This is a genomic window from Neisseria sp. P0017.S009 (genome assembly GCF_051957375.1).
Classification (GTDB): Bacteria; Pseudomonadota; Gammaproteobacteria; order Burkholderiales; family Neisseriaceae; genus Neisseria; species Neisseria perflava.
The window spans coordinates 40981-66116 of sequence record NZ_JBQCWL010000008.1 but is presented as its reverse complement, the minus strand read 5'-3'; the positions used below and the strand labels follow the sequence as shown (position 1 = coordinate 66116).

Here is a 25136-nt window from a genome sequence, read left to right as displayed (position 1 = left end):
TACCATCCTGATGACAGAACACATTTCCGCTCCAAGCCCATCTCCTATCGGCGAAGACTACCTGCTGTTAGGTCAATACGCCGAACGCGCCTATCTCGAATACGCCATGAGCGTGGTCAAAGGCCGCGCGCTGCCTGAAGTTTCAGACGGCCAAAAGCCTGTACAACGGCGTATTTTGTTTGCCATGCGCGATATGGGTTTGACGGCGGGGGCGAAGCCGGTGAAATCGGCGCGCGTGGTCGGCGAAATTTTGGGTAAATACCACCCGCACGGCGACAGTTCCGCCTATGAAGCGATGGTGCGAATGGCGCAGGATTTTACCTTGCGCTATCCCTTAATCGACGGCATCGGCAACTTCGGTTCGCGCGACGGCGACGGAGCGGCGGCGATGCGTTACACCGAAGCGCGACTGACGCCGATTGCGGAATTGCTGTTGTCCGAAATCAATCAGGGGACGGTAGATTTTGTGCCGAACTACGACGGCGCGTTTGACGAGCCGCTGCACCTGCCCGCCCGTTTGCCTATGGTGTTGCTCAACGGCGCGTCGGGCATTGCGGTGGGCATGGCGACCGAAATTCCGTCGCACAATTTGAACGAAGTCACGCAGGCGGCGATTGCGCTGTTAAAAAAACCGTCGCTGGAAACCGCCGACCTGATGCAATATATCCCTGCGCCCGACTTTGCCGGCGGCGGTCAAATCATTACGCCGGCGGATGAATTGCGCCGGATTTACGAAACCGGTAAAGGCAGTGTGCGCGTGCGTGCACGTTACGAAATCGAGAAGCTGGCGCGCGGGCAATGGCGCGTGATTGTGACCGAGCTGCCGCCGAACGCCAATTCCGCCAAAATCCTTGCCGAAATCGAAGAACAAACCAACCCGAAACCGAAAGCGGGAAAAAAGCAGCTCAACCAAGACCAGCTCAACACCAAAAAGCTGATGCTGGATTTAATCGACCGCGTGCGCGACGAGTCAGACGGCGAACATCCTGTGCGTCTTGTATTTGAACCAAAATCCAGCCGCATCGATACGGATACTTTCATCAACACGCTGATGGCGCAGACTTCTCTGGAAGGCAATGTGTCCATGAACTTGGTAATGATGGGTTTGGACAACCGCCCTGCGCAGAAAAACCTGAAAACGATTTTGCAGGAATGGTTGGATTTCCGCGTCGTTACCGTAACACGCCGTCTGAAATTCCGTTTGAGTCAAGTGGAAAAACGGTTGCACATCCTCGAAGGCCGTCTGAAAGTCTTTCTGCACATTGACGAAGTGATTAAAGTCATTCGTGAATCAGATGATCCGAAAGCCGATTTAATGGCGGCGTTCGGGCTGACCGAAATCCAAGCCGAAGACATTTTGGAAATCCGCCTGCGTCAGTTGGCGCGTTTGGAAGGTTTCAAACTCGAAAAAGAATTGAACGAGTTGCGCGAAGAACAAGGTCGTCTGAATATTCTTTTGGGCGACGAAAACGAAAAACGTAAGCTAATTATCAAAGAGATGCAGGCGGACATGAAGCAGTTTGGTGACGCGCGCCGCACGCTGGTGGAAGAGGCCGGACGCGCCGTGCTGACACAAACCACCGCCGACGAACCCATCACGCTGATTCTGTCGGAAAAAGGCTGGATACGCAGCCGTGCCGGACACAACCTTGATTTGAGCCAAACCGCGTTCAAAGAAGGCGACCGCCTCAAGCAAACCATCGAAGGCCGCACGGTTTTACCCGTCGTCATCCTGGATTCATTGGGCAGAACCTATACGCTTGATGCCGCCGAAATCCCCGGCGGACGCGGCGACGGCGTGCCGGTTTCATCCTTAATCGAGCTGCAAAACGGCGCGAAACCCGTCGCCATGCTCACTGGTCAGCCCGAACAGCATTACTTGCTTTCAGGCAGCGGCGGCTACGGCTTTATCACCAAGTTGGCCGATATGATCGGACGCGTGAAAGCGGGTAAAGTGATCATGACCGTGGACAGCGGCGAAACCGTCCTGCCGCCGGTTGCCGTCTATGCTTCTTCGCTGATCAATCCCGACTGCAAAGTCGTACTGGCCAGCAGCGACCACCGTCTCTTGGCGTTTTCCATCGGCGAACTCAAAGTCATGCCTAAAGGCCGCGGTTTGCAGCTGATGTCGTTGGCTGAGGGTGCATCTTTGGAACACATTATGGTGACGACCTCTCCTGAGTTTACCGTTGTATCGGTCGGCCGACGCGGCGCAGAACATCAGGAAAAACTGCGTATTGCCGATATTGACGGCAAACGCGGTAAAAAAGGCAAGGTATTGGAAATATCAGGCCGTCTGAAAAGTTTGTCCTGAAACAAGAACAAATATATCTAAATAAATTAAATTTATACGACATTGCATGATAATAAAAAAGGTTCACTTATGAACAGAGCCAATCTTCAAGAACTGGGTAATCTGAGGGAGCGGATTCCCGGTGTAATCAACATTGCCCGAATAGCCATCGTCTTGCCGCTTTTGGTTTTGCACGCGTTCGGCAGCTACACGGGTGGCAACCTGATTGGCGTTTCGTTGCCGGCCGTTGAGTTTTATATCTGGGTAACGCTGTATTTCTTCCTGATTATGCTCTCCGTGCTCCGCCCGGGCTGGCAGTGGCAGTCTTTGGATTTGCCCAATGCCAGTGCCGTGGTCGACATCACCATGATGATGGTTTTGGTGTATATCTCCGGCGGTACGGCTTCTGGTTTCGGAATTTTGGTTTTGCCGTTTGTCGCCACGTCGTGTCTGCTCAGTTATGGCCACTATCCTATGCTGTATGCAGGCTATACGGCAATGTTGTTTATTTTGAACCTGTTTTTAGACGGCAGTATGCGTTTCGATTCATTTAATTGGGATGCAAAATCAGTGGCGAATTCTTTGATGCTGATCGGCGCCAGCTATCTGGTGGCGATGCTGACCTCGTTTGCCGCCCGTTATCTGGAGCAGGCCACAGAGTCCGCCAGCCGCCATCAACTGGCCTACCGCCGTATCAGCGGCTTGAACCATTTGGTTTTGAACCGCGTACAGGAAGCGGTTGTGGTGATTGATGCGACCCAACGCGTGTGGCTGTTTAACAAACAGGCAAAAATCTATTTCCCCAGCCTGATTATCGATCAGCAGGAAATCGTGTTCGGCGAACTGGTGGCTCGCTGGCAGCGTCAACCCGACAAACCTTTTGAAACCGATATCCATATTTTCCAACACGCCATGCACGTCCGAGCCGTTCCGCTGATTCAGGAGCAAACCGAGCTGCTGATGTTGTACGTCCGCTCATTGCGTGAAGTGGCTGCGGAGGCCATGTCCACCAAGCTGACTTCGCTCGGACAGTTGACTGCCAACCTCGCCCACGAAATCCGCAACCCGATGTCCGCCATCCGTCATGCCAGCGATTTGTTGCAGGAAGGCGATGAGGCAGATCCGCTCAAGGCCAAGCTCTACAACATCATCGACAGCAATATCCAACGTATCGACAAGATGTTGGAAGACGTATCCCTGCTTAACAAACGAGACAACATCAGCCGCCAGCCGATTAATCTGATGAAATTCTGGTTAGAGTTCAAGCAGGAATTTACCTTGAATAATCCCGATGCCATCGGTTGTCTGCGTATGAATATGGACGGCAACAATCTGACCGTATTGGTTGACCCCATGCATTTGCAGCAAGTGATGTGGAACTTGTGCAACAACGCTTGGAGACACAGCCGTCAGGACGAAAACGCCATTACCGTCCTTATCCGTTCAAGCGGCAGGATGCATATTTCCATCGTCGTGGCGGACAACGGCAAAGGCGTGCCGCCCGATGTACGAAATCATTTGTTCGAGCCGTTTTACACCACCGAAAAACAAGGCACCGGCTTGGGGCTTTACGTCGCACGCGAGTTGGCACACGCCAATATGGGGCAGCTGCATTATCACCCTGAAATGAACGGGTTTGAATTGATTTTACCGAAGGAGCAAGCGCAGGATGAATAAATTGCAAGAGCCGGTTTTGGTTGTCGATGACGAGGCAGACATCCGCGACCTGATGGAAATGACCCTGATGAAAATGGGTCTGCACGTCGATACTGCGGCTGGTGTTGAAGAGGCTAAAGACAAGCTGGACAACAACGATTATTCGCTGGTGTTGACCGATATGCGTATGCCTGACGGCTCCGGCCTCGAGGTTGTCCAATACATCGATGAACTGATGCTCGATACGCCCGTCGCCGTGATTACGGCTTTCGGCAATGCCGACCAAGCTGTTGAAGCCTTGAAAGCAGGGGCGTTTGATTATCTGCAAAAACCGATTACGCTGTCGCAGTTGCGTTCATTGGTTAAATCGGCAGTGTCGGTTTCAGACAATACTGCCGAACCCACGCCGTCTGAAAAAGTCAAATCGCAGCCTGCGCCTGTTTCTGCCGCCCTGTATAAACCCGAACCTCAGCCGGCTAAGCCTGTCGTTACGCCTCCTAAGAGCGTACAGAGTGAATTTAACCGGCCTTTGACTGTTCCGGAAGGGCTCAATTCCTTAAAAGAGCGTTTTTCGGCCGGCAGCATCAATCCTGCTTTGCAACAAGACGCACCTGTATTGGAAGGCGAGGACGATATGCCGCGCCTGTTGGGTACTTCGCCGCAAATGGTCGAAGTACGCCACCTGATTCGCAGATTGGCCCGCAGCCTTGTTCCTGTTTATATCTCCGGTGAATCCGGTACGGGTAAAGAGCAGGCGGCGCGCACGATTCACGAGCTGTCCGACCGCGCCGACAAACCATTTATTGCCGTCAACTGCGGTGCCATTCCTGAAAACCTGATGGAAAGCGAATTTTTCGGCTACAAAAAAGGCAGCTTTACCGGTGCGGATCAAGACCGTTTAGGTTTTTTCCAACACGCTGACGGCGGCACTTTGTTCCTTGATGAAGTTGCCGATTTGCCACTTGCCATGCAGGTCAAACTCCTGCGCGCCATTCAAGAAAAAGCCGTGCGTCGTATCGGCGATGCGCGGGAAACCTTTGTGGATGTGCGCATTATTTGTGCGACCCATAAAAACCTCGAAGCTTTGGTTGAAAGCGGCGCATTCCGTCAGGACTTGTATTACCGCCTCAACGTAGTCTCTCTGCATATGCCGCCTTTACGCGAAATGCGCGAAGACTTGGGCGCGCTGATTCTGTATCTGCTGTATAAACACCGTCACGGCAATCAAACCTACAAACTCAGCCCGAAAGCCCAAGAAGCCCTGTTGCATTACAGCTATCCCGGCAACTTCCGTGAGTTGGAAAACATCCTCGAACGCGCCGTTGCGCTAACGGTAGGCCAAGTGATACAAGTGGACGACTTGCAGATTCAAAATGCTCCGCAGGTTAAGGCAGAACGCAGCGGCTTCTCTTTTGACGATATTGCCGAACCCGACGCGCGTGAAACTACGCTCAATCACAGTCCCATTCCACCGTTTGATCCACGCACCATGCAGATACAGGATTACCTCGACCAAGTGGAACGCAGCATCATCGAGCAGGCTTTGCAGCAAACCCGTTACAACCGTACCCAAGCCGCCAAGCTTTTGGGCATCAGCTTCCGCTCTATGCGCTACCGTATGGAACGCTTGGACATCAATTAAAACGTTCAGACGGCCTGAGTTTTCAAGGCCGTCTGAAACATAAGCCTTATGTACAAGATTTATTTTGACGAAACCGCATCTACCGAACTTCGCAGCCTTGCTGCACCTTTCGGGCTGACCGTTATTGATCGGCAGCCTGAAGAAGGCAGTTTCCTTATCGCTGACGAAAGCGGCATCAGTTTGTGCCGCGCCGGTGAAAAAGGCCGTGTTCGCGTTGATTTTGATGGCGGTGCCGCCCATTATCGGCGCACTAAAGGTGGAGGCGAGTTGATTGCCAAAGCCGTCAACCATACTGCGCAACCGACTGTCTGGGACGCTACCGGCGGACTGGGGCGCGACAGTTTTGTGCTTGCCTCGTTGGGCTTGAATGTACAAACTTTTGAACAAAATCCTGCTGTTGCCTGTCTACTTTCAGACGGCCTCAACAGGGCAGGGCAAAGTGAAGAGACACGGGAGATTGCCCAGCGAATTATTTTGCACTTCGGCAATGCCGTTGATTTAATGCAGGAATTGTCCACGCAAAACGGCAGCCCCGATGTGGTGTACCTCGACCCGATGTATCCGGAGCGTCGCAAAACCGCCGCTGTGAAAAAAGAAATGGCTTACTTTCACGATTTGGTCGGTGCGGCACAAGACGAAGCCGAGCTTCTGAACGTTGCATTGAATACCGCCAAAAAGCGCATTGTCGTCAAACGCCCGCGCTTGGGTGAATTTCTCGATAGGCGCAAACCTGCTTATCAATATACAGGCAAAAGCACGCGTTTTGACGTTTACCTTCCGACAAGGCCGTCTGAAGACTAAAAGCAAACTTGCAACATATCAAAAGAAACCGCCGGCGTTATCAGCGCGGCGGCAAAGTGTGATATAAATACCCTTTCCCAAACTTCATTGGAGCAAACTATCATGGAATTAGTATTCATCCGTCACGGACAAAGCGAATGGAACGCGAAAAACCTTTTCACCGGCTGGCGCGACGTCAAGCTGAGCGAGCAAGGTTTGGCAGAAGCCGCAGCAGCAGGTAAAAAGCTGAAAGAGAAAGGCTACGAGTTTGACATCGCCTTTACCTCCGTTCTGACCCGTGCCATCAAAACCTGTAACATCGTTTTGGAAGAATCCGACCAACTGTTTGTTCCACAAATCAAATCATGGCGTTTGAACGAACGCCACTACGGTCAGCTGCAAGGTATGGATAAAAAACAAACCGCAGAAAAATACGGCGACGAGCAAGTCCACATTTGGCGCCGCAGCTACGACACCCTGCCTCCGCTGCTCGATCCTAAAGATCCTAACTCCGCCCACAACGACCGCCGCTATGCCAACCTGCCTAGCGATGTCGTACCTGATGGCGAAAACCTCAAAGTTACCCTCGAGCGCGTCCTGCCTTTCTGGGAAGACCAAATCGCTCCGGCCATCTTGAGCGGCAAACGTGTATTGGTTGCGGCACACGGCAACTCCCTGCGTGCGTTGGCAAAACACATCGAAGGCATTTCCGACGAAGACATCATGGGCTTGGAAATCCCAACCGGTCAGCCGCTGGTGTACAAATTGGATGAAAACCTGAAAGTGATTGAAAAATTCTACCTGTAAGGTAAAGAGAAAAAAGGACGTGTTGGACACGTCCTTTTTTGTACTTGTCAGTATCGAGGCCGTCTGAAGGCAGTTGATGGCGGGTGACATGAAAAAAGGACGCGTAAAGCGTCCTTTATGGAGATTAAACCCTGTATTACTGGTTTTTCTCGATAATTTCTTTGAGGTGAGGCATAGGGCTGTAACCGCTTTGGCTGCGGCCGTTAGGGAAGACCACGGTCGGTGTGCCGTTGAAGCCGAATTGTTCGCCCAATGAAGTGGTTTCTGCAACAGGGTTTTCGCAGTTTGCTTTGCCGCTTGGGAGTTTGCCTTTGCGCATCCAGTCGATCCATGCCTGGGTCGGATTAGGTTGACACCACAACAGCTCGGCTTTGCGCGCGGCATCAGGGTGCAGGCTCGGAATCGGCATCATGAATGTATAAATCGTGATGTCGGTCATTTTTTCAAACTCATGCTCCAAGCGTTTGCAGTACGGGCAGTCCGGATCGGAGAAAACAGCGACTTTCAGTTTGCCGTTGCCGCGTACTTCTTTGATGGCTTTATCCAAAGGCAGGGAAGCGAAGTCGATTTTGTTCAAATCGGCGGCGCGTTCTTCAGTCATGCTTTGGCGCGTATTGACGTTGATGAGGTCGCCAACGAGCATATAGTCGCCTTTAGCATCGGTATAGATGATTTGTTTGCCGCTGACGACAACTTCATAAATGCCTTTAATCGGTGTTTCACTGACGCTCAAAACTTTCAAATCTTGGGCGGCATAGACTTTTTCCAGACGCGCTTTCAAAGAAGCGGCAACGGATTTGTCGGCAGGCGCTTCCGCTTTGGCGGCCGGAGCAGGCGCCGCATTGGCGTTGGATACGGCAGGTTGACCGCATGCCAACAAAGGAAGGACGGCAAACGGCGTTAAGATTTTGATTAACTTGGTTTTCATGCGAGAGACTTGCGTGTGTTGAAAGTAAGGCATTGTATCAAACCTCTGTCATGTCTGCATTGTACTAAGGCTCAAATTATCGTCTGAAAATAGCTTTCGGCTGTTAAAATACGAAAAAATGATTTGATTGTTTGTATGATCTACCACCGTATTGCCGTAAACGTGCCGCTTTCAGACGGCCTTTTGACGTATTCCTATTCCGAGCCGCTTCCTCCGGGAACGCGGGTGCTTGTGCCTTTCCGCAATAAAACCGTTGTTGGGGTTGTGTGGGAAACGGATATTGCGCCGGATATGGATACGGCGCGGATTTTGAGTGTTCAGACGGCCTTTATGGAAGAAAAGCCGTTGCCTCAAAGCTGGCGTGATTTGTTGGCATTTACGTCGCGTTATTACCACTATCCGACCGGGCAGGCGGTGTTTGCCGCATTGCCGCAAGGTTTGAAGGAAACGCGCGTGGTGGAAATGCCGCAGCCGCCGTTGTTTTACGCTTTGAACGAAGCGGGTAGGGCGCAAACGCCGCCGCCGTCTCGGTTCAACAAAAAAGCGGCTTTGTGGGACGCGCTGCTGTCGGGCGGGATGACGATGGCGGCGTTGAAGCAGGTGAACGCGCAGGCGGCGAAATTAATTGAAGATTGGGCGGAACAGGGTTGGATTGAAACTATGGAAGCGGCGAAACCCGTTTTAAGGTCGTGCAATGGGCAGGCTTCGCACTCTGAATTTGTATTAAATGCTGACCAGCAGAAGGCTTCCGATGAAATTCAGACGGCCTTCGGTAAATTTCAGCCGTTTTTGCTGTACGGCATCACCGGCAGCGGCAAGACCGAGGTATATTTCGATGCGATGGCGAAAGTGTTGGCGCAGGGGCGGCAGGTGTTGTTTCTGTTGCCCGAAATCAACCTCACGCCGCAGCTTTTGAAGCGGGTGGAAGACCGTTTTGCCGATGTGCCGACCGCTGTGTTGCACAGCCAAATGGCGGCAGGCAAACGCACGCAGGATTATCTGCGCGCGATGTTGGGACAGGCGAAATTGGTCATCGGCACGCGGCTGGCGGTGTTCACACCGATGGATGATGTCGGGCTGATTGTGGTCGATGAGGAACACGACGGCTCGTTCAAACAGGACAACGAATTACGCTACCACGCCCGCGATTTGGCGGTGTGGCGGGCGAAGCAGAGCGGCTGTCCCGTCGTCTTGGGCAGCGCCACGCCCAGCTTGGAGAGCTGGCACAAGGCGCAAAGCGGCGCGTACCGCCTGCTGCAACTGACCGAACGCGCCCATACCACTGCGCAACTGCCGCAAGTAGACATCCTCAACGTAGGTCGTCTGAAACTCGACAACGGCTTCTCGCCGCAAGCCTTGCAGCTTTTGAAACAGAACTTTGAAGCAGGCGGCATGTCGCTGGTGTACCTCAACCGGCGCGGCTTCGCGCCCGCGCTGTTTTGCGGCGACTGCGGCCATACCTTCGGCTGCCCGAACTGCTCCGCCAAGATGGTGCTGCACCAACGCGCCCGCCAACTGCGCTGCCACCACTGCGACCACCGCGAACCCATCCCATTCAAATGCCCCGACTGCGGCAACCAAGACCTGACCGCCGTCGGCCACGGCACGCAGCGCGTCGAAGAAACCCTGCGCGCCTTCCTGCCCAAGGCCGCCGTCGTCCGCGTCGACAGGGACAGCACCGCGCACAAAAATGACTGGGCGGATTTGTACCGCCGCATCGCCGACAACGAAATCGATATTCTGGTCGGCACGCAGATGCTCGCCAAAGGTCATGATTTCGCGCGACTCAACCTTGTTATCGTGTTAAACGCCGACGGCAGTCTATACAGCGCGGATTTCCGCGCGCCGGAAAGGCTGTTCGCCGAGCTGATGCAGGTGTCCGGCAGGGCGGGGCGCGCCGACAAACCCGGCAAGGTGTTGATACAGACCCAACTGCCCGAACATCCCGTCTTCGCCGCCGTCAAAGCGCAGGACTACGCCGTGTTTGCCGAAAACGAATTGAACGAGCGGCAAATGTTCGCCATGCCGCCCTTCGGTTTCCAGACTGCCGTCCGCGCCGACGCGCCGCGCGTTGCCGATGCGATGGAGTTTCTCAACGCCGCCAAAGAAACCATTGCTCCGCTTTTGCCTGAAAGCGTCTCCCAGTTCGGCGCCGCCCCCATGCTGATGGTGCGCCTTGCCGAACGCGAACGTGCGCAAGTTTTCCTCGAATCGACATCTCGACAAGATTTGCATCGCGCCGTGAGTTTGTGGGTACAAGTGTTACAGCAAAACAGGGACGGCAAAATCCGATGGTCGGTGGACGTTGATGTGCAAGAGGCTTGATTGAAATGATTCAATCAATATAGAAATAAAAGGCCGTCTGAAAATCTGTTTTTCAGACGGCCTTAAGTTTTGGAATCAGTTTAGAAGAATTTTGCAGCGATATAGCCGAGTGCAAGCAGACTCAAAACGGCGAATACGATAGCCATTGTAAGCAGAAACTGTGTTTTCTTCCTTGCTGCAAGTGCGGCCAGCTCAGGATTTTGGCCTAACTCTTCGCGTAGTTGGGATTCCAATTCAGCACGGATTTTCTTGCGCAGCTTTTTCTCTTCCTGCTCGCGTTCATATTTGAGCTTGTGGGCAATTTCGGTTTGTTTTTTATGCTCGAAAGAGATTTTTTCCTGCCATTCAATGCGCTTGCGCTGGATGGCCAGCTCATTTTTTTCTGTCAAATCAAAGTGGCAGGTTTTACATTCCTGTGCGTCGAGTTCGTCGATAATCGTCATGCAGACTGGGCATTGGATAGGGTCGGGCGTGTTGACTGCCAACACGGGTTCTTCTTCAACCGCTTCCAACTCCATAGCCTGACGGACGATTACGTCCAAACCTAAATAGCTGAAGTAATGCTGCGCATTTTCGCGCTCGTCTTGGGTGCATTTCTCGGCCACAATAGCTTGCGGACGCTCGGCCAAAGCTTGAATCAGACTCTCGACTTCGTTTTCAGGCAGGTTGTCATACAGGCAGGCATGGATGCGCTCCCTATCCGTGTTCGGCGGATAGGAAACGTATACGTCGAAAAATTTTTCTTGTTTGCTCATTGATATCCCATGAATATTTCGACTGCATCAACCAAATGGGTTGGGTCTGAGGTTTTGTTATTGTGTTTGAGCTGTTTTGGCTTGCGATGCAGGCAAAAACAGAGGCCGCAGTCTTAGGCAGACCGGATAGGGGGTGCCTTTGTGTCGTTAATCGGCTGGACAATGATTTTTTATTTATATGGCAATATGCATGTCCAATGTTATGTCTATTGTAGAGTAAATATTCACGCCCGATATTATTATTATAAGATAAATCCAATATTGTTTAAAATAAATTCACACAAAAGGCCGTCTGAAGATACAGACGGCCTGTTTTTCATGAAGAAACGGATTATTTATACGGAGAAGGACGAGCCGCAACCGCAAGTTGTTTCGGCATTCGGATTGCGGATGACGAATTGAGAACCTTGCAGGCTTTCGGTGTAGTCGATTTCTGCACCAACCAGATATTGGTAGCTCATCGGGTCGACCAAGAACGTCAGGCCGTTTTTTTGGATTTCGAAATCGTCGTCGTTTTTGATTTCATCAAAGGTAAAACCATATTGGAAGCCGGAGCAACCGCCGCCGTTGACGAATACGCGCAATTTCAAATCGGGATTGTTCTCTTCGGCGATCAGGTCGGCAACTTTGGTGCAGCAGCTGTCAGTAAAGATAATAGGGCTTTCGTCTGACATGATGTGATTCCTTTTATATGAATATTTTTACTATTGTCGCTCAAACCGTTAGCCAAGGCAAGTTTGTGCAGACAGGGTCTGCCAGCTTACATGGAGGGCATGGCAGAAATTTCAAGCACCAGTATGTCAGATTTAGATGCTTCTGCCAAACCATTCTACACGGCCGATGATGGCAACGTCGTCGGTCGGGTTTTTCAAGTCGATTTCAAAAGTAGGGTAGGCTTCGTTGGCAGAAATGACGTTGACGATGCCACCGGGTATCAGTTGCAGGCGTTTGACCAAAAGGTTTTCATTGAGGCGTAAAACATAGAGGCCGTCGCGTGGCGTGGTTTGGCCGTGGTTGATGAGGATGGTGTCGCCATCATTCAGCACGCCTTCCATCGAGTCGCCTTTGACTGAGATAACGGAAAGGTTTTTGATGTCTCGCGTTACATAATTTTCAATCCAATAGCGTCGGAACGCCATGGCGAATATGGGTTGCTCATCGCCGACGAGCTGGCCGTGTCCGGCCGCGGCCTGGATGTCGTAACGCGGTACGAAGACAAATTCGTCTATATCGACAGGGTTGCCTAGTGTGTCGGTTGCTGTGGCCTTTGGGGCTTCGGAATCAGGGAAGGGAGAACCTTCGCCTGTTAAAAGCCAGTCTATGCTGCAGCCTTTAAGTTGTTTGATTTTTTTTAGCGTTTCCGATTTCGGCAGGCCTCCTTCGTTCCAGATACGGCTGAATCCGGCGATGGTCATATCGATGTCGGCGGCAATTTTGGCTTGGCGGGCTTCATCTTTCCATAAGAAAGCCAGGCGGTCTTTAAAGGTATCCATGTTTATGCCTTTGTGGAGGTATGTTTTTTATATGGTTTGGACGATTTGAGTGTATTTTACCTTAGTTTTTATAAAATTGTAAGAAAAAAATTACTTCATCTAAGAAAAAGTATTGCATATTCTATTTTTTCTTAGTATTATTCGTTTTGTCTTAGATAAATCGATATTTCTAAATTTCTGTTCGATTTTTCTTAGTTTAATTTTATTTGGTTTAGTTTTTCTGATTTAAACCTGCTATATGATTATGATGAGAGGTGTGAAATGACTCGTTCGCGTAAAAATACTTTTTGGGTGCTGCTGGCGTTGGTACTGGGTTTTTTTGCTCTGCCTTTCGGATCTTCGGAGGCGCATGAGGCGGACGGTAATCTGACGGCTTCGGAATGCGAACGCTTGGGCAGCTTGAGTCTGGATCAGATGGACGGCAGGCTGCTGGCTTTTGCCAAAGAATGCGATATGGTGGAGGCTACCCACGATTGGGAGCAACAGTACGGCAACTTGAATGAAGAAGAAATGCTTGCCGGCGTAGTGTATGAGTGATGTTTGTGAATGAATCGATAAAGGCCGTCTGAATGATCAAAGTTTCAGACGGCCTTGTGTTTTTAATAATGATGGCTTAAGGCATCAATGGTGCATTAGTCAGGCCGGTGGTTTCGGGTAGACCGAACATGATGTTCATATTCTGCACGGCTTGACCGGCTGCGCCTTTGACCAAGTTGTCGATGACGGAAAGAACAATCCACACATTGTCTTGATCGGGCGCTTTTTGAACGCTGATACGGCAAAGGTTGGCGCCGCGCACGCTGCGGGTTTCGGGTGTCGAACCTGAAGGCAGGATATCGACAAAAGGACTGCCGCGGTAGTATTCGCGCAGCAAGGCTTCAGGATCGGTGTGTTCTTGCAGGTGCAGATACAGGGTGGCGTGCATACCGCGTATCATCGGAACTAGGTGTGGCACAAAAATCAGGCCGTCTGAAACCTGGTCTTGCAGTCCGGACAGGGTTTGTCGGATTTCAGGCAGATGGCGGTGGCCGCCGACGCCGTAGGCTTTGAAATTGTCGCCTGCTTCGCACAATAGGGCATGGGTACTGGCTTTGCGGCCTGCACCGGAAACACCGGATTTACAGTCGGCAATCAGAGGCGCATTGGCTTTCAGACGGCCTGCTTGAAGCAGCGGCAATAAGGGCAGGGAAACGCAGGTGGGGTAGCAGCCCGGATTGGCCACCAGCATGGCTTTGGCGATGTCGTCTTTGTGAAGTTCGCACAAACCGTACACTGCTTGGGAAACGAGTTGCGGCGCGGCATGGGTCATTTTGTACCATTGTTCCCATGTTGAGATGTCGCGGATGCGGAAGTCGGCAGACAGGTCAATCACGCGTACGCCTTTTTCGACAAGGGACGGTGCTTCTTTCATGGCCACGCCGTTGGGTGTGGCGAAGAACACGAGGTCGCAACGGTCAAGCCCGGCATCTTCGGGCGTTTGGAATGCAAGGTCGTAAATGCCGCGCAGGCTGGGAAAGTAGTCGGCAACCGCAATACCGGCTTCGCTTCGGCTGGTGACGGCAGTGACTTCTGCGTTGGGGTGGCTGCTGAGCAGGCGTAACAATTCAACGCCTGTGTAACCGGTTGCACCGACGATACCAATTTTAATTTTTGTGGTCATGGTGTGGCTCCTTTGTAGGGATGATGATGCGTTTGATTATATAGTAATTAATTGCCGTCGGTCAGAGGTGCTTGTGCCAAGCTTTGCAATAGAGGGTTAAACAGGCTGTCTGAAATATGGCATGAATAATATTCGAGAGCGGGTTTCAGACGGCCTGAGCGTTTGGAAAACGCAGTTTGCGGTTCGATTTGTTTGTTGATTTGTGGTGGGTGTTTCGTCTTTATCCTATCCATACGAACACAAAATAAAAATGTAAAAAAATGCCCCCGGGTTGGAGGACCGGAGGCAAGTATCCAAGGAGTATCTCTCATCAATAAGAACTAGTTATTTAGTACTATATCTCTTGTTAGGATTGAAAGCAAGCGTTTTGCACATTTTAACATTTAAATAATTTTTTCATTCAAATTCAGTGAGTTATCAGATAGGGATTGAATCTTGAGATGATGGTAATAGAGGATAGGCTAAGGACAATTAAAACGGCAGGCATCAGTGATTGGGAGCAGCCATACTCTGAGCATTACTCTGATGTGTGTGTACATGGCCATATTGATTGAGTCGGTCGGGGGGGGAAAGCTGAAATCTCCTGACTAACCGAATTGAGTTAAAGTGAGGGCTTCTTCAAACTGTTAGATAAAATAGCTGCAAGGCATGAAATGCGTGCGCAGATGAGGAAGGGTTTGTTTTTAAATATAGATCCCTGAATCATTTTATTTCATTTAAATTTGATATTGTCAAACCATCGAGCCAAAAAAAAGGTTGCCACCGGAAAGGAAGTCGTTGGCAACGAATGGAGGTGGTAATGCAATGAAAGCTAGATATAAGGAGTAGTGCCAAACTAGCTATAAGTAACTATATCGAAACTGTAAGAAAAATCAACACAAGTTGCCTGTTACTGGCAAAAATTTTTAGTCGGCTTGCCTAAAATCAAATTTTTGAGTAATTACTTGGTTGATGCAGGGGTTGGTAGCTCTAGCTGAATTTGTTTCCAGGCCGTCTAAAAATTTTCGGGGTGGTTGGCTATAATGCTGTTTTGGTTTTTTAAGGTCTTCGCAAAAATACGGTTTCGGGGTTTTAGGCTGAATGTGTACCCGATCTGTTTGCAAAGGTTTTGGGGTATGAGGAGAATGAGATGAAGAAAGTTTTGGTGTTGCAACATGGGGATTTGGGCGCGTGCGACTGGTCGGCGTTTGGCGGTTTGGTGTCTGCGCCATCAGGGAAGTCGGTGTTGCGTGTGCCGGTTTCGGATGATTTTGAATTGACGGACGAGATGCGTGCGGCGTTGATTGCGCAGCAGATAGATGGCGCGATGTTGCCGGATATGGCTTTTGCTGATTTGAGGCTGATTGTCAGCGATATGGATTCGACGCTGATTACGATTGAGTGCGTGGATGAGATTGCGGCCGGTGTCGGGCTGAAAGATGAGGTGGCCAAGATTACGGAGCAGTCGATGCGCGGCGAGCTGGACTTTGAGCAGTCTTTGCGCAAGCGTGTGGCTTTGCTGGCCGGTTTGGACGAGCGCGTGTTGGAAGAGGTGTACGAGAATGTGTTGCAGCTGTCGCCGGGCGCGGAATTTTTGTTGGAAGAGTGTAAACGGAATGATGTGAAGTTTATGCTGGTGTCGGGCGGATTTACGTTCTTTACGGAACGCCTACAACGGCGTTTGGGCTTGGATTTCCATTTTGCGAATGTGTTGGAAGTGGAAAACGGCAAGCTGACAGGCCGTCTGAAAGGGCGGATTATCGATGCACAGGCTAAGACGGATTTGTTGCGTGAATACCGTGAGCGTCTGGGTTTGGCTCCGTGGCAGGTGGTGGCGATGGGTGATGGTGCGAACGATATTCCGATGATAAGGGAGGCGGGATTCGGCATTGCTTATCGGGCGAAACCGAAAACTGAGGCGAATGCGGATGCGTGTGTGCGCTTTGGTGGTTTGGAGCGGATACGCGGTTGGTTTGCGTAAACCGGTTGAGGATATTTGTCAGTCAGGCTGTCTGAACAATCGGGAAACCGGTTTTCAGACGGCCTGATGTTTTATAAGGCGATAAAACGGTAGCCTTCGGCATCGACTTCGAGAATGGAGGCGTAATTGTCGCGCCAGTCGCCAAGTACGATGCGGGTGTAATCGGCGTTGCGATGGATGTTTTCGCGGTGGGTATGGCCGTGGATGAGCAGGGGCGTGTGGAAGCGTTGGACGGTTTCGTGGGTAAAGGCCGGATTGACATCCATGATGTCGGCGGTTTTGTGTTGCTTGTCCTGTTTGCTCTGTTTGCGGATTTTGGTGGCGATGTTCAGTCGGAGTGTGAGCGGCAGGAGCAGAAACAGGCGTTGCAGCCATTTTTGATGGACGGTACGGCGGAATTTTTGATAAGAATGGTCGTCGGTGCAGAGGGTGTCGCCGTGACAGAGCAGGGTGGGTGTGCCGAACAAGTCGATAACGGCGTACTCGGGCAGTAAGGTCATGCCGGTATCGCGGGCGAAGGTTTTGCCGATGAGGAAGTCGCGGTTGCCGTGGATGAAATAGCAGGCGACACCACGCTCGGTCAGGCTGCGGATGGTTTGCTTGATGATTTGAACCAAAGGGCTGTTTTCGTCATCGCCGATCCAAAAATCGAAAAGGTCGCCAAGAATGTATACGGCTTGGGCATGAACGGCTTTTTCTTGGATAAATTTCTGGAAGAGTGCGGTCAGTTGAGGATGGGATTCGCTCAGGTGCAAATCGGCGATGAAGTAAATCGGCATGATGATGTGGGACGTGTGGGAAGGGTTTTATTATAACTTGGGTTGTCGCGTTTGGTTGGGTTTGGTGTTTTTCGTTTGTAATGTAGTGATTTTATTGTTTTGATTTGGTGTGATAAAGGCCGTCTGAAACATCTTTTCAGACGGCCTTTGTGGTTTATAGGGCTTTGCCCTGATAAGTGATTTGTTTCAGCGTATCTTCTTGGTACAAGTCGCTGATGGGGACGGTATAGAAGAATTCGTTGCTGCGGACAAAGCGGTTGACCAAGTCTTTGTCGAGATGGAGGACATGGTGTCGCAGTTTGTTTAGGCCTTTGAATATCATGGTACTCCAACGCATATAGCCGTCTGAATTAGGACGGATGTCGTTCATGGCGTCAAGGGCGAGAAGTTTGCGGTTTTGCTCTTCTCTATCCAAAGGATGGGAATAGATGCTTTGGAAGTAAAACGGTTGCTCGGAGGATGGCGGCAGGCTGAGGGAAGAGCCTACTTTGCCGATAGGGAAGTCGTCGCTCAGATAATGTATGGTGTGCAAAAACAGATTGCCGCGGCGGTAATCGATTTTGCGCAGGGCTTCGATGGCGGCCAGCGCAGTATGTTGGTGGTCGGGATGCGCATCAATATTGGGGGACGGCGACACGATAATATCCGGCTGGAACGTTTCTATCAGATAGCCAAGGTTGTCTACCAAGCTGTTCCAAGTTGAGCCGGGTTTGAGGTGTTTCGCCAATGGGGATGTATTGGCACGACGGAAAATATAGACGTCGGTCGTATCGATCTTGGTCGATTTAATCTCTTTTTCCGGATTTTGGCGCATGGCGGTCAATGTGCTGTCGAAGTAGCCCAGTTGCAGGATGTTTTCAGACGGCACACCGGCCAAAAGGGGAACGGTCAGGCTGTTCCAAACGCGCATCCGGCCTTTTTGCAGATATTGTGCCTGGGTGTCGCAGTCGCACGTGCTATAAAGGTTGCCATAGTGGAAGCTGCCGCCTTCGCTAGCGGTTAAGGTGCAGATCATTGAATTGGCGGCGTGTTTTTCGTACAAACCGTATGCGCTGAGTTCAGCATCGTCGGCATGGGGCGCGAGGACAAGGATTTTTTTGCCGTCGAGGTTTTCACGCGGATAAACGGAGAGTTCGATTTCTTGATCGGGCAAGGACAGGTATTTGCCTTCCAAACGGATGGTTTTGTCACTGTCGGAGAAGGTGTCGCTCAGATTGATATAGCGCACGCCTTTTGCGCCGTATTCGAAATATTGCTTCCATTTGCCTTTGGATGAAATGGTTTCGATAAAAGGCAAGAACAGCAGTCCCATCCAGTTGGACTTGATACGGATTTTGGCAATGACGGTATCCTGTCCGCTGACAGTGGCGGGCAAGGTTAGGCTGCCGCCTTTGAGGGTAGCATGCGCGGTAGAGGGAAGGGAGGGATAGTTATAGTCTTGGTGTGTGTTATAGGCAAACTGTTTTTTGTGAATAATTGAAGTAATAATAAACAACAAAATAAAAAAAGTCAGTATCAGCCCCGTCAGTATCAGAAACATTGTTTGGTTCCTTTATTGTTGTAACAGTCATGATAGTGCTTGTGGAGCTTATTTGTTTGTTTTTCTTACAAACGGTTGTTTTTCATACTCTAACGTCATTAAAGTGAACATTTAAAATAAAACAGTTTGCGGGTTGATTATATATAAACGACCAAAATGTAGAAAGGCCGTCTGAAAAATTTGAAAGAAATTTCAAAAATTTCAGACGGCCTTGATATTTTAAAGGTTAAGCCGGTAAATTATGCTTCTTTTGTTTCAACTGCTTTCTGACGCAGACGTAGGCTTAACTCGCGAAGTTGTTTGTCGTCGACCACATTAGGTGCATTGGTCAGCAGACATTGTGCACGTTGTGTTTTTGGGAAGGCAATCACGTCGCGGATAGATTCTGCACCGGTCATCAGGGTAACCAGACGGTCGAGGCCGAATGCAAGGCCGCCGTGCGGAGGCGCGCCGAATTTCAGGTTGTCCAAGAGGAAGCCGAATTTCTCTTGTTGCTCTTCAGGGCTGATTTTCAGCGCGGCAAACACTTTCTCTTGTACGTCTGCGCGGTGGATACGGATAGAGCCGCCGCCGATTTCCCAGCCGTTCAATACCATGTCGTAGGCACGGGCCAGGCAGTTTGCAGGGTCGGAAACCATCAGGTCTTCATGACCTTCTTTAGGCGCTGTAAACGGATGGTGTACGGCTACGTAGCGGTTGGCTTCTTCGTCGTATTCGAACATTGGGAAATCGACAACCCACAAAGGTTTCCATTCGTCTACGAAGTAGCCGTTGTCTTTACCGTGTTCCAAGCCGACTTTAATACGCAATGCGCCGATGGCTTCGTTCACAACTTTGGTTTTGTCTGCGCCAAAGAAGATGATGTCGCCGTTTTGCGCGCCGGTACGCTCGATGATTTCTTTCAGGGCGTTTTCGGACAGGAATTTCACGATTGGAGATTGCAGGCCGCTGTTTTCGCCGTTGGAGAGGTTGCTGACATCGTTTACTTTGATGTATGCCAGACCTTTTGCGCCGTAGATGCCGACAAATTTAGTATATTCGTCGATCTCTTTGCGGCTGAATTTCGCACCGTTAGGCACGCGCAGAGCGACTACGCGGCCGCCTTTCATGTCGGCTGCACCACGGAAGACTTTGAATTCTTCGGTCTTCATTAGGTCGGTCAACTCGGTGAATTTCAAGTTGATGCGCATATCCGGTTTGTCAGAGCCGTAGTAGAACATGGCTTCAGAGTAAGGCATGCGAGGAAAGTCGCCCAAATCTACGTTTAAAGCATCTTTGAAGACTTGTTTGGCCATGCCTTCAGTGATGTCCATGATTTCATCCTCGTTCAAGAACGAGGTTTCTAAGTCGATTTGAGTAAATTCAGGTTGGCGATCGGCACGCAAGTCTTCGTCACGGAAACATTTGGTGATTTGGTAGTAACGGTCGAAACCGGCAACCATCAGCAATTGTTTGAACAATTGTGGAGATTGCGGCAGCGCGAAGAATTCGCCCGGATGAACGCGGCTTGGTACGAGGTAGTCGCGCGCGCCTTCCGGGGTGGAGCGGGTCAGCATCGGTGTTTCAATGTCGATGAAGCCTTGTGCGTCCAAGTAGCGGCGAACGCCCATGGCTACTTGGTAACGCAGGCGCAGGTTGCGTTGCATGGCTGGACGGCGCAAGTCGATAACGCGGTTGGTCAGGCGAACGTTTTCGCTGATGTTTTCATCGTCGATTTGGAACGGAGGCGTAGCGGCAGCGTTCAAAACTTCAATTTCTTTGGCAAGGATTTCGATTTTGCCGGAAATCATTTTGTCATTGGTGGTACCTTCAGGACGATTGCGTACGCGACCGGTAATGCTCAAAACGTATTCGTTGCGGGAAGAGTCGGCAGCGGCAAATGCTTCCGGAGTGTCAGGGTCGATAACGACTTGAACGATGCCTTCGCGGTCGCGCAGGTCGATAAAAATCACACCGCCGTGGTCGCGTCGGCGGTGTACCCAGCCTTTGACGGTAACGGTTTGGTCTAAGTATTGCTCGCTGATAAGGCCGCAATAGTTGGTACGCATAAAATCACCTTTTTATATTGTTCAATTTGAAAAAGAAGGAAAGGCCGTCTGAAAAAAGAAGACCTTAATTGTTATGTTCGGCATCACCGTCTTCAGACGGTTTTTGGGCGGGTAGGGCTTTAACCGGTAAGTCGTCCGGCATCACCATGCCCAGCGAAATTACATATTTCAATGCCTGATCCACACTCATGTCCAGCTCGCGAACGTCGCTTTTTTTAACCATGATGTAATAGCCGCCGGTCGGGTTGGGCGTGGTTGGGACGTAAACGGAAATATAGTCGTCATCTTGCGGCAGGCTGCCTTTGAGTTTGTCGGGGATATGGCCGGAAACAAAGGCTATCGTCCAAATGCCTGGTTGTGGAAAGGGAACCAGTACGGGGGTTTTGAACGAGCGGCTGCTGTCGGAGAGCAGGGATTCGGAAACTTTTTTAACGCTGGAATAGATGGATTTGACGACGGGAATGCGTCCCAAAAGGCTGTCCCATGCGCCGAGAATCCGTCTGCCTAAAACGTTGGCGGCAAATACGCCGGTAACGAACAAGACGACGGTGGCGGCAACAATGCCCAAACCAGGTATGTTGAATCCCCAGAAATGCTGGGGCTGCCAGCTTTCTGGCAATAGGCTGATCAGTCTGTCGGCGGCGGATATGATGTAGGTCATCGCCCAGATGGTTACGGCAATTGGCAACCAAACCAGTACGCCTGTAATCAGGTATTTCTTTAAAGCCTTGGCGATTTTTCCGCTTTCGGCTGCTGCTTCTGTCATCTTTGTTTCATTCCGGCAAGTTTTGCCCAAACTTTGCATTATACGCGTTTGGGCGCTAGGAAACGAGTATTTTAAACGAGTGGCGTGTTTTGTTTTGTTGTTTCAGACGGCCGCTTTGATTGCACAGGCCGTCTGGAACAATATAAGGGAATTAGATTCCATCCCAGTCGTTGAACATCAGGCCGAAGCCGATGCCGTTTTGTTTGTGGTTGTAGTCAATCAGGCTTTCGCCGTAGCCATGGAAACCGCGGACAACGCCTTTGAGTTTGCCTTTAATTGGGAAGGTATAAGCAGCTTCAACGGCACCGCGTCCGCTTTTCGGGTTGTAACGCAGGACGGAATAAACATTTTGTTTGTCATTGAGGCGGTATTGGACTTTCAAGTCGCCGTAGCCCATGTATTTGTTGATGTCCGGATTGTCGTCGTCGTCTCCTTTTTGGTCGAAGGCGCGCATCCAGACTCTAGGAATAACGGTCAGCTTGCCCCATTCCATGCCGGCCATGGCGTAAACCCGGTTCCATGAGCGGGATTCGGGGCGGCTTTGACCGTTGGATTGGTGAACAAAACCTGCGCCAACCATGCGCAGTTTGCCGCCGAAAGGCAGGTCTGCTTTAACAGGTTGGGTAATGAAGATTTCAGGCTCGTAGTCGGTGTTGCGGAACGGAGCGGATTTGCGGCCTTGGTTGAAGATTTGCCAGTCGGATTTTTGGGTATAGCCAAACCATACGTCGGCACGGGTTTTGAATAAATCTTCGGCAATCTTGCTTTTGAAGGAAACCTGCATTTTGGTTTCGAGGCGTTTCTGCTCGCTGAATTTTTCCTGCGTGGTTACGCCGCGACTGGGGGATTCCGGGTAGTAGTTGGGGCTGCTGTTGTACCAAACGGGCATGAGGTACATAGGATTATGCTCGCGTACGCTCAACAGGCCGCGTGTGTCGTTTTTATCCAAATCGTACATCAGGCTTAAAGGCGTGTAGCTGTCGGCAGTTTCGCTTAATACGTCGTCTGAAATATTCGGATGGGTAGGGTTGTCGAATACGATGGCAGCTTCTTTTTTCTCAATGCTCTTACGGATGCTTTGTTCGAGGTCAACCGGTGTTTTGGCGGTTTCGGTTTGCGCTTGCGGCAGTGGGGATTGAGGGGGAAGTTGCGCCGAGTAGATGTTGTCGTAACACGCCAAACGGGTGGCGTTGTCTTGAATGGTGGTGCAGTGTAGGGCGGCGGTTTCGGCGGCAGCCAGTGGGGCGGAGGCAATGAATCCGATACTTAGGGAATGTTTCAACATCTTGTTCATGAGAGTTTCCGTTGTTTTTCAGACGGCCTGATGAAAGGGTAAATGGTTTTATTTAGTCGGTTTGGAGTGTGAATACGGCAATGCCCCTGAAAGGCAAGACCTCAGGGGCATCGTATCAGCTCGATTATCCTGCTTTGGTTGTCAGGATTTCCGGCATCTGCGTCAGTATTAAGCCAAAGCTTTTACTTTAGCAGACAGACGGCTTTTATGACGGGCTGCTTTGTTTTTGTGGAATACGCCTTTGTCAGCGATGCGGTCGATGACTTTAACGGATTCTTGGTAAACTGCTTGAGCAGCAGCTTTGTCGCCGGCTTCAACTGCTTTCAACACTTTTTTCACAGCGGTACGGAATGCAGTACGCAGGCTGGCGTTGTGGGCGCGTTGTTTAACCGACTGGCGGGCACGTTTGCGGGCTTGTGCGCTGTTTGCCATATTGAATATCTCCTGAAAAATAAATTCTGTAAACGCGCAATTTTAAAGACAGATTTCCTTATATGCAAGCTTTTTCTCTATAACGCGCGCAAATCAGCCGTATTTTGCCCAAAAACTACAGCCGGTGCAACGCTTTTGGTAAAAAGATGGTGTTGCTTTGCCTTATTTCAATAAAAATCAGATGGATATTGCTTTGCGTTTGCTTACGTTTCCATTACAATAACCTAACTCTGCGCCGGGGTGTTTATGGGGTGCAGGGTTTCTTATTTATTGACATTAACCACTCTTTCATCAGGAATCTGCCCGTATGAAAAAATCCGTATTAGCCGTATTGGCCGCATTGTCTTTGGCCGCGTGCGGCGGTGGCGAGAAAAAAGCCGAGCAACCTCAAGCAGGCAGCGCGCCTGCTGCCAATACCGAAGCAGCCGCCACCGATACTTTGAATATCTACAACTGGTCAAACTACGTTGACGAAAGTACAGTCGAAGACTTCAAAAAAACCAACAATTTGAAGCTGACTTACGATTTGTATGAAAACAACGAAACGTTGGAAGCCAAAATGCTGACCGGCAAATCCGGCTATGACTTGGTTGTACCCGGTATTGCCTTCCTGCCGCGCCAAATTGAGGCAGGTGCATACCAAAAAATCAATAAGGATCTGATTCCGAACTACAAAAACATCGACCCTGAATTGCTGAAGATGTTGGAAACCGCCGACCCTGGCAATCAATACGCCGTTCCATACTTCTCAGGTGTGAATACGATTGCGATTACGGCGAAGGGCAAAGAGCTTTTGGGCGGAAAATTGCCTGAAAACGGCTGGGATTTGCTGTTCAAACCCGAATACACCAACAAGCTGAAATCTTGTGGCATCGCTTTGTGGGATACCCCGAGCGAAATGTTCCCAATCTTGTTGAACTACTTGGGTAAAGATCCTAAAGGCTCGAATCCTGAAGATTTGAAAGCGGCGGCGGAAGTGTTGAAGTCTATCCGTCCTGACGTGAAACGTTTCAGCCCTTCCATCATTGACGAATTGGCGCGCGGCGATATCTGCTTGGCGGCAGGTAACGGCGGCGACTTGAACTTGGCCAAAGCGCGTTCCGAAGAAGTGAAAAACAACGTCGGCATTGAAGTGTTGACACCGAAAGGCATGGGCTTCTGGATTGAATCTTGGTTGATTCCGGCTGATGCAAAAAACATCGCTAATGCCCACAAATACATCAACTACACACTTGATCCCGAAGTGGCTGCGAAAAACGGTATTGCCGTGACCTTCGCACCGGCCAGCAAACCGGCACGCGAAAAAATGCCTGCAGAGCTGGTGAATACACGTTCTATTTTCCCGAACGAGCAAGACATGAAAGACGGTTTCGTCATGCCTCAAATGAGCGCAGATGCGAAAAAACTGTCTGTCAACTTGTGGCAAAAAATCAAAGTCGGTTCAAATTAATTGTGAGCTGATTGTTTGAAGCAAAGCAAAGGCCGTCTGAAATTTTTCAGACGGCCTTTTTTGATGTCCCAATTTTTATCGTTTCAAAGCCAAAGTCAATACGCCTGCGGTTACCAAGCCTAAGCCTATCCATTCCTGCGTGCTTGGGCGCTCGTCTAAGAAAACGACGGCCATCAGGGCAACCAAGACCAGGCTGAATTTGTCGACGGGCGCGACTTGTGAGGCGTTGCCCAGTTGCAGGGCTTTGAAGTAGGCAAGCCAAGATGCGCCGGTAGCGAGGCCGGATAGGATGAGGAATGTCCAGTTGCGGCCGGTAAAGCCGTTCACACCCTGCCATTTGCCGGTGTAGGTTAAAAACAATACCAAAGCGGCGAGGATGACCAAGGTGCGGATAAAGGTGGCGAAATCTGAATCTATGCCCTGTAAACCCATTTTGGCGAAAATGGCGGTCAATGAGGCGAAGCCTGCCGATGCCAATGCCCAAAACAGCCATGCGTTACTGCTCATGTTTTATTCCTTTGTTTCAAA

General features: G+C 50.5%; 22 protein-coding genes. 9 read left to right on the top strand and 13 right to left on the bottom strand.

Annotation, left to right across the window (positions count from 1 at the left end; translation table 11 throughout):
* Window positions 1–10: 10 nt before the first annotated feature.
* The 5 genes from parC (at window position 11) to ACTHTG_RS09880 (ending at window position 7178) form a co-directional block, all read left to right on the top strand.
* Window positions 11–2314 (top strand): DNA topoisomerase IV subunit A, encoded by a 2304-nt coding sequence (gene parC / locus ACTHTG_RS09900; protein WP_308538521.1) that lies wholly within the window; start codon window positions 11–13, stop codon window positions 2312–2314.
* Window positions 2315–2383: 69 nt separating this feature from the next.
* A complete protein-coding gene (locus ACTHTG_RS09895; protein WP_004518842.1) occupies window positions 2384–3970 on the top strand; it encodes a two-component system sensor histidine kinase NtrB in 1587 nt (528 codons plus the stop codon).
* Window positions 3963–5591 (top strand): sigma-54-dependent transcriptional regulator, encoded by a 1629-nt coding sequence (locus ACTHTG_RS09890; protein ID WP_004518841.1) that lies wholly within the window; start codon window positions 3963–3965, stop codon window positions 5589–5591. Before ACTHTG_RS09895 ends, ACTHTG_RS09890 begins: the two co-directional genes overlap by 8 nt.
* A gap of 48 nt (window positions 5592–5639) precedes the next feature.
* Window positions 5640–6392: a class I SAM-dependent methyltransferase gene (locus tag ACTHTG_RS09885; protein WP_004518840.1), complete on the top strand. Its 753-nt coding sequence runs from the start codon at window positions 5640–5642 to the stop codon at window positions 6390–6392.
* 102 nt (window positions 6393–6494) lie between these two features.
* Window positions 6495–7178, top strand: coding sequence for a 2,3-diphosphoglycerate-dependent phosphoglycerate mutase (locus ACTHTG_RS09880; RefSeq protein ID WP_049337039.1), 684 nt, complete (start codon window positions 6495–6497; stop codon window positions 7176–7178).
* A 136-nt stretch (window positions 7179–7314) separates the two neighbouring features.
* On the opposite strand, the gene ACTHTG_RS09875 is transcribed toward ACTHTG_RS09880, so the two are convergent.
* Entirely contained in the window at window positions 7315–8106 is a 792-nt protein-coding gene (locus ACTHTG_RS09875; protein WP_004518838.1) for a DsbC family protein, read from the bottom strand.
* 135 nt (window positions 8107–8241) lie between these two features.
* Between ACTHTG_RS09875 and ACTHTG_RS09870 the strand changes: the two genes are divergently transcribed.
* Window positions 8242–10431, top strand: coding sequence for a primosomal protein N' (locus ACTHTG_RS09870; protein WP_004518837.1), 2190 nt, complete (start codon window positions 8242–8244; stop codon window positions 10429–10431).
* Between the two features lie 80 nt (window positions 10432–10511).
* Here the strand turns inward: ACTHTG_RS09870 and ACTHTG_RS09865 are convergent, their stop codons facing one another.
* From ACTHTG_RS09865 to ACTHTG_RS09855, 3 genes are all read right to left on the bottom strand, one after another.
* Window positions 10512–11186, bottom strand: coding sequence for a hypothetical protein (locus ACTHTG_RS09865; RefSeq protein ID WP_004518836.1), 675 nt, complete (start codon window positions 11184–11186; stop codon window positions 10512–10514).
* A gap of 335 nt (window positions 11187–11521) precedes the next feature.
* Window positions 11522–11860, bottom strand: coding sequence for an iron-sulfur cluster insertion protein ErpA (gene erpA / locus ACTHTG_RS09860; protein WP_003680162.1), 339 nt, complete (start codon window positions 11858–11860; stop codon window positions 11522–11524).
* A 132-nt stretch (window positions 11861–11992) separates the two neighbouring features.
* On the bottom strand, window positions 11993–12679 hold the full coding sequence (locus tag ACTHTG_RS09855; protein WP_004518834.1) for a S24 family peptidase: 687 nt from the start codon (window positions 12677–12679) through the stop codon (window positions 11993–11995).
* A gap of 261 nt (window positions 12680–12940) precedes the next feature.
* Here ACTHTG_RS09855 and ACTHTG_RS09850 point away from each other — a divergent pair, with 261 nt between their 5' ends.
* On the top strand, window positions 12941–13216 hold the full coding sequence (locus ACTHTG_RS09850; RefSeq protein WP_003680156.1) for a hypothetical protein: 276 nt from the start codon (window positions 12941–12943) through the stop codon (window positions 13214–13216).
* A gap of 76 nt (window positions 13217–13292) precedes the next feature.
* Here the strand turns inward: ACTHTG_RS09850 and argC are convergent, their stop codons facing one another.
* Window positions 13293–14339: an N-acetyl-gamma-glutamyl-phosphate reductase gene (gene argC / locus ACTHTG_RS09845; RefSeq protein ID WP_308538518.1), complete on the bottom strand. Its 1047-nt coding sequence runs from the start codon at window positions 14337–14339 to the stop codon at window positions 13293–13295.
* Between the two features lie 47 nt (window positions 14340–14386).
* On the bottom strand, window positions 14387–14572 hold the full coding sequence (locus tag ACTHTG_RS09840) for a hypothetical protein (protein WP_004518831.1): 186 nt from the start codon (window positions 14570–14572) through the stop codon (window positions 14387–14389).
* Window positions 14573–15468: 896 nt separating this feature from the next.
* Here ACTHTG_RS09840 and serB point away from each other — a divergent pair.
* Window positions 15469–16299, top strand: a complete 831-nt coding sequence (gene serB, locus ACTHTG_RS09835; RefSeq protein ID WP_039861844.1) for a phosphoserine phosphatase SerB — start codon at window positions 15469–15471, stop codon at window positions 16297–16299.
* Window positions 16300–16370: 71 nt separating this feature from the next.
* On the opposite strand, the gene lpxH is transcribed toward serB, so the two are convergent.
* From lpxH to rpsT, 6 genes are all read right to left on the bottom strand, one after another.
* Window positions 16371–17081 carry a UDP-2,3-diacylglucosamine diphosphatase gene (gene lpxH / locus ACTHTG_RS09830; RefSeq protein WP_198400576.1) on the bottom strand — a complete coding sequence of 237 codons (711 nt, stop codon included), beginning with the start codon at window positions 17079–17081 and terminating at the stop codon, window positions 16371–16373.
* Between the two features lie 151 nt (window positions 17082–17232).
* On the bottom strand, window positions 17233–18618 hold the full coding sequence (locus ACTHTG_RS09825) for a PIG-L deacetylase family protein (RefSeq protein WP_004518827.1): 1386 nt from the start codon (window positions 18616–18618) through the stop codon (window positions 17233–17235).
* A gap of 239 nt (window positions 18619–18857) precedes the next feature.
* Window positions 18858–20666: an aspartate--tRNA ligase gene (aspS, locus tag ACTHTG_RS09820; protein WP_004518826.1), complete on the bottom strand. Its 1809-nt coding sequence runs from the start codon at window positions 20664–20666 to the stop codon at window positions 18858–18860.
* 64 nt (window positions 20667–20730) lie between these two features.
* Entirely contained in the window at window positions 20731–21432 is a 702-nt protein-coding gene (locus tag ACTHTG_RS09815) for a DUF502 domain-containing protein (protein WP_308538517.1), read from the bottom strand.
* 151 nt (window positions 21433–21583) lie between these two features.
* Window positions 21584–22726, bottom strand: a complete 1143-nt coding sequence (locus ACTHTG_RS09810) for a phospholipase A (protein ID WP_308538516.1) — start codon at window positions 22724–22726, stop codon at window positions 21584–21586.
* Between the two features lie 168 nt (window positions 22727–22894).
* Window positions 22895–23158, bottom strand: a complete 264-nt coding sequence (rpsT, locus tag ACTHTG_RS09805) for a 30S ribosomal protein S20 (RefSeq protein WP_002212556.1) — start codon at window positions 23156–23158, stop codon at window positions 22895–22897.
* A 307-nt stretch (window positions 23159–23465) separates the two neighbouring features.
* Here rpsT and ACTHTG_RS09800 point away from each other — a divergent pair, with 307 nt between their 5' ends.
* On the top strand, window positions 23466–24608 hold the full coding sequence (locus ACTHTG_RS09800; RefSeq protein WP_004518822.1) for an extracellular solute-binding protein: 1143 nt from the start codon (window positions 23466–23468) through the stop codon (window positions 24606–24608).
* Window positions 24609–24683: 75 nt separating this feature from the next.
* Here the strand turns inward: ACTHTG_RS09800 and ACTHTG_RS09795 are convergent, their stop codons facing one another.
* Window positions 24684–25115 (bottom strand): EamA family transporter, encoded by a 432-nt coding sequence (locus ACTHTG_RS09795; RefSeq protein WP_003680126.1) that lies wholly within the window; start codon window positions 25113–25115, stop codon window positions 24684–24686.
* Between the last annotated feature and the right edge of the window lie 21 nt (window positions 25116–25136).

Bases quoted from the DNA above. Each gene is read 5' to 3' on its own strand.
- parC (WP_308538521.1), top strand. From the start codon at position 11: ATGACAGAACACATTTCCGCTCCAAGCCCATCTCCTATCGGCGAAGAC.
- ACTHTG_RS09895 (WP_004518842.1), top strand. From the start codon at position 2,384: ATGAACAGAGCCAATCTTCAAGAACTGGGTAATCTGAGGGAGCGGATT.
- ACTHTG_RS09890 (WP_004518841.1), top strand. From the start codon at position 3,963: ATGAATAAATTGCAAGAGCCGGTTTTGGTTGTCGATGACGAGGCAGAC.
- ACTHTG_RS09885 (WP_004518840.1), top strand. From the start codon at position 5,640: ATGTACAAGATTTATTTTGACGAAACCGCATCTACCGAACTTCGCAGC.
- ACTHTG_RS09880 (WP_049337039.1), top strand. From the start codon at position 6,495: ATGGAATTAGTATTCATCCGTCACGGACAAAGCGAATGGAACGCGAAA.
- ACTHTG_RS09875 (WP_004518838.1), bottom strand. From the start codon at position 8,106: ATGAAAACCAAGTTAATCAAAATCTTAACGCCGTTTGCCGTCCTTCCT.
- ACTHTG_RS09870 (WP_004518837.1), top strand. From the start codon at position 8,242: ATGATCTACCACCGTATTGCCGTAAACGTGCCGCTTTCAGACGGCCTT.
- ACTHTG_RS09865 (WP_004518836.1), bottom strand. From the start codon at position 11,186: ATGAGCAAACAAGAAAAATTTTTCGACGTATACGTTTCCTATCCGCCG.
- erpA (WP_003680162.1), bottom strand. From the start codon at position 11,860: ATGTCAGACGAAAGCCCTATTATCTTTACTGACAGCTGCTGCACCAAA.
- ACTHTG_RS09855 (WP_004518834.1), bottom strand. From the start codon at position 12,679: ATGGATACCTTTAAAGACCGCCTGGCTTTCTTATGGAAAGATGAAGCC.
- ACTHTG_RS09850 (WP_003680156.1), top strand. From the start codon at position 12,941: ATGACTCGTTCGCGTAAAAATACTTTTTGGGTGCTGCTGGCGTTGGTA.
- argC (WP_308538518.1), bottom strand. From the start codon at position 14,339: ATGACCACAAAAATTAAAATTGGTATCGTCGGTGCAACCGGTTACACA.
- ACTHTG_RS09840 (WP_004518831.1), bottom strand. From the start codon at position 14,572: ATGGATAGGATAAAGACGAAACACCCACCACAAATCAACAAACAAATC.
- serB (WP_039861844.1), top strand. From the start codon at position 15,469: ATGAAGAAAGTTTTGGTGTTGCAACATGGGGATTTGGGCGCGTGCGAC.
- ACTHTG_RS09825 (WP_004518827.1), bottom strand. From the start codon at position 18,618: ATGTTTCTGATACTGACGGGGCTGATACTGACTTTTTTTATTTTGTTG.
- aspS (WP_004518826.1), bottom strand. From the start codon at position 20,666: ATGCGTACCAACTATTGCGGCCTTATCAGCGAGCAATACTTAGACCAA.
- ACTHTG_RS09815 (WP_308538517.1), bottom strand. From the start codon at position 21,432: ATGACAGAAGCAGCAGCCGAAAGCGGAAAAATCGCCAAGGCTTTAAAG.
- ACTHTG_RS09810 (WP_308538516.1), bottom strand. From the start codon at position 22,726: ATGAACAAGATGTTGAAACATTCCCTAAGTATCGGATTCATTGCCTCC.
- rpsT (WP_002212556.1), bottom strand. From the start codon at position 23,158: ATGGCAAACAGCGCACAAGCCCGCAAACGTGCCCGCCAGTCGGTTAAA.
- ACTHTG_RS09800 (WP_004518822.1), top strand. From the start codon at position 23,466: ATGAAAAAATCCGTATTAGCCGTATTGGCCGCATTGTCTTTGGCCGCG.
- ACTHTG_RS09795 (WP_003680126.1), bottom strand. From the start codon at position 25,115: ATGAGCAGTAACGCATGGCTGTTTTGGGCATTGGCATCGGCAGGCTTC.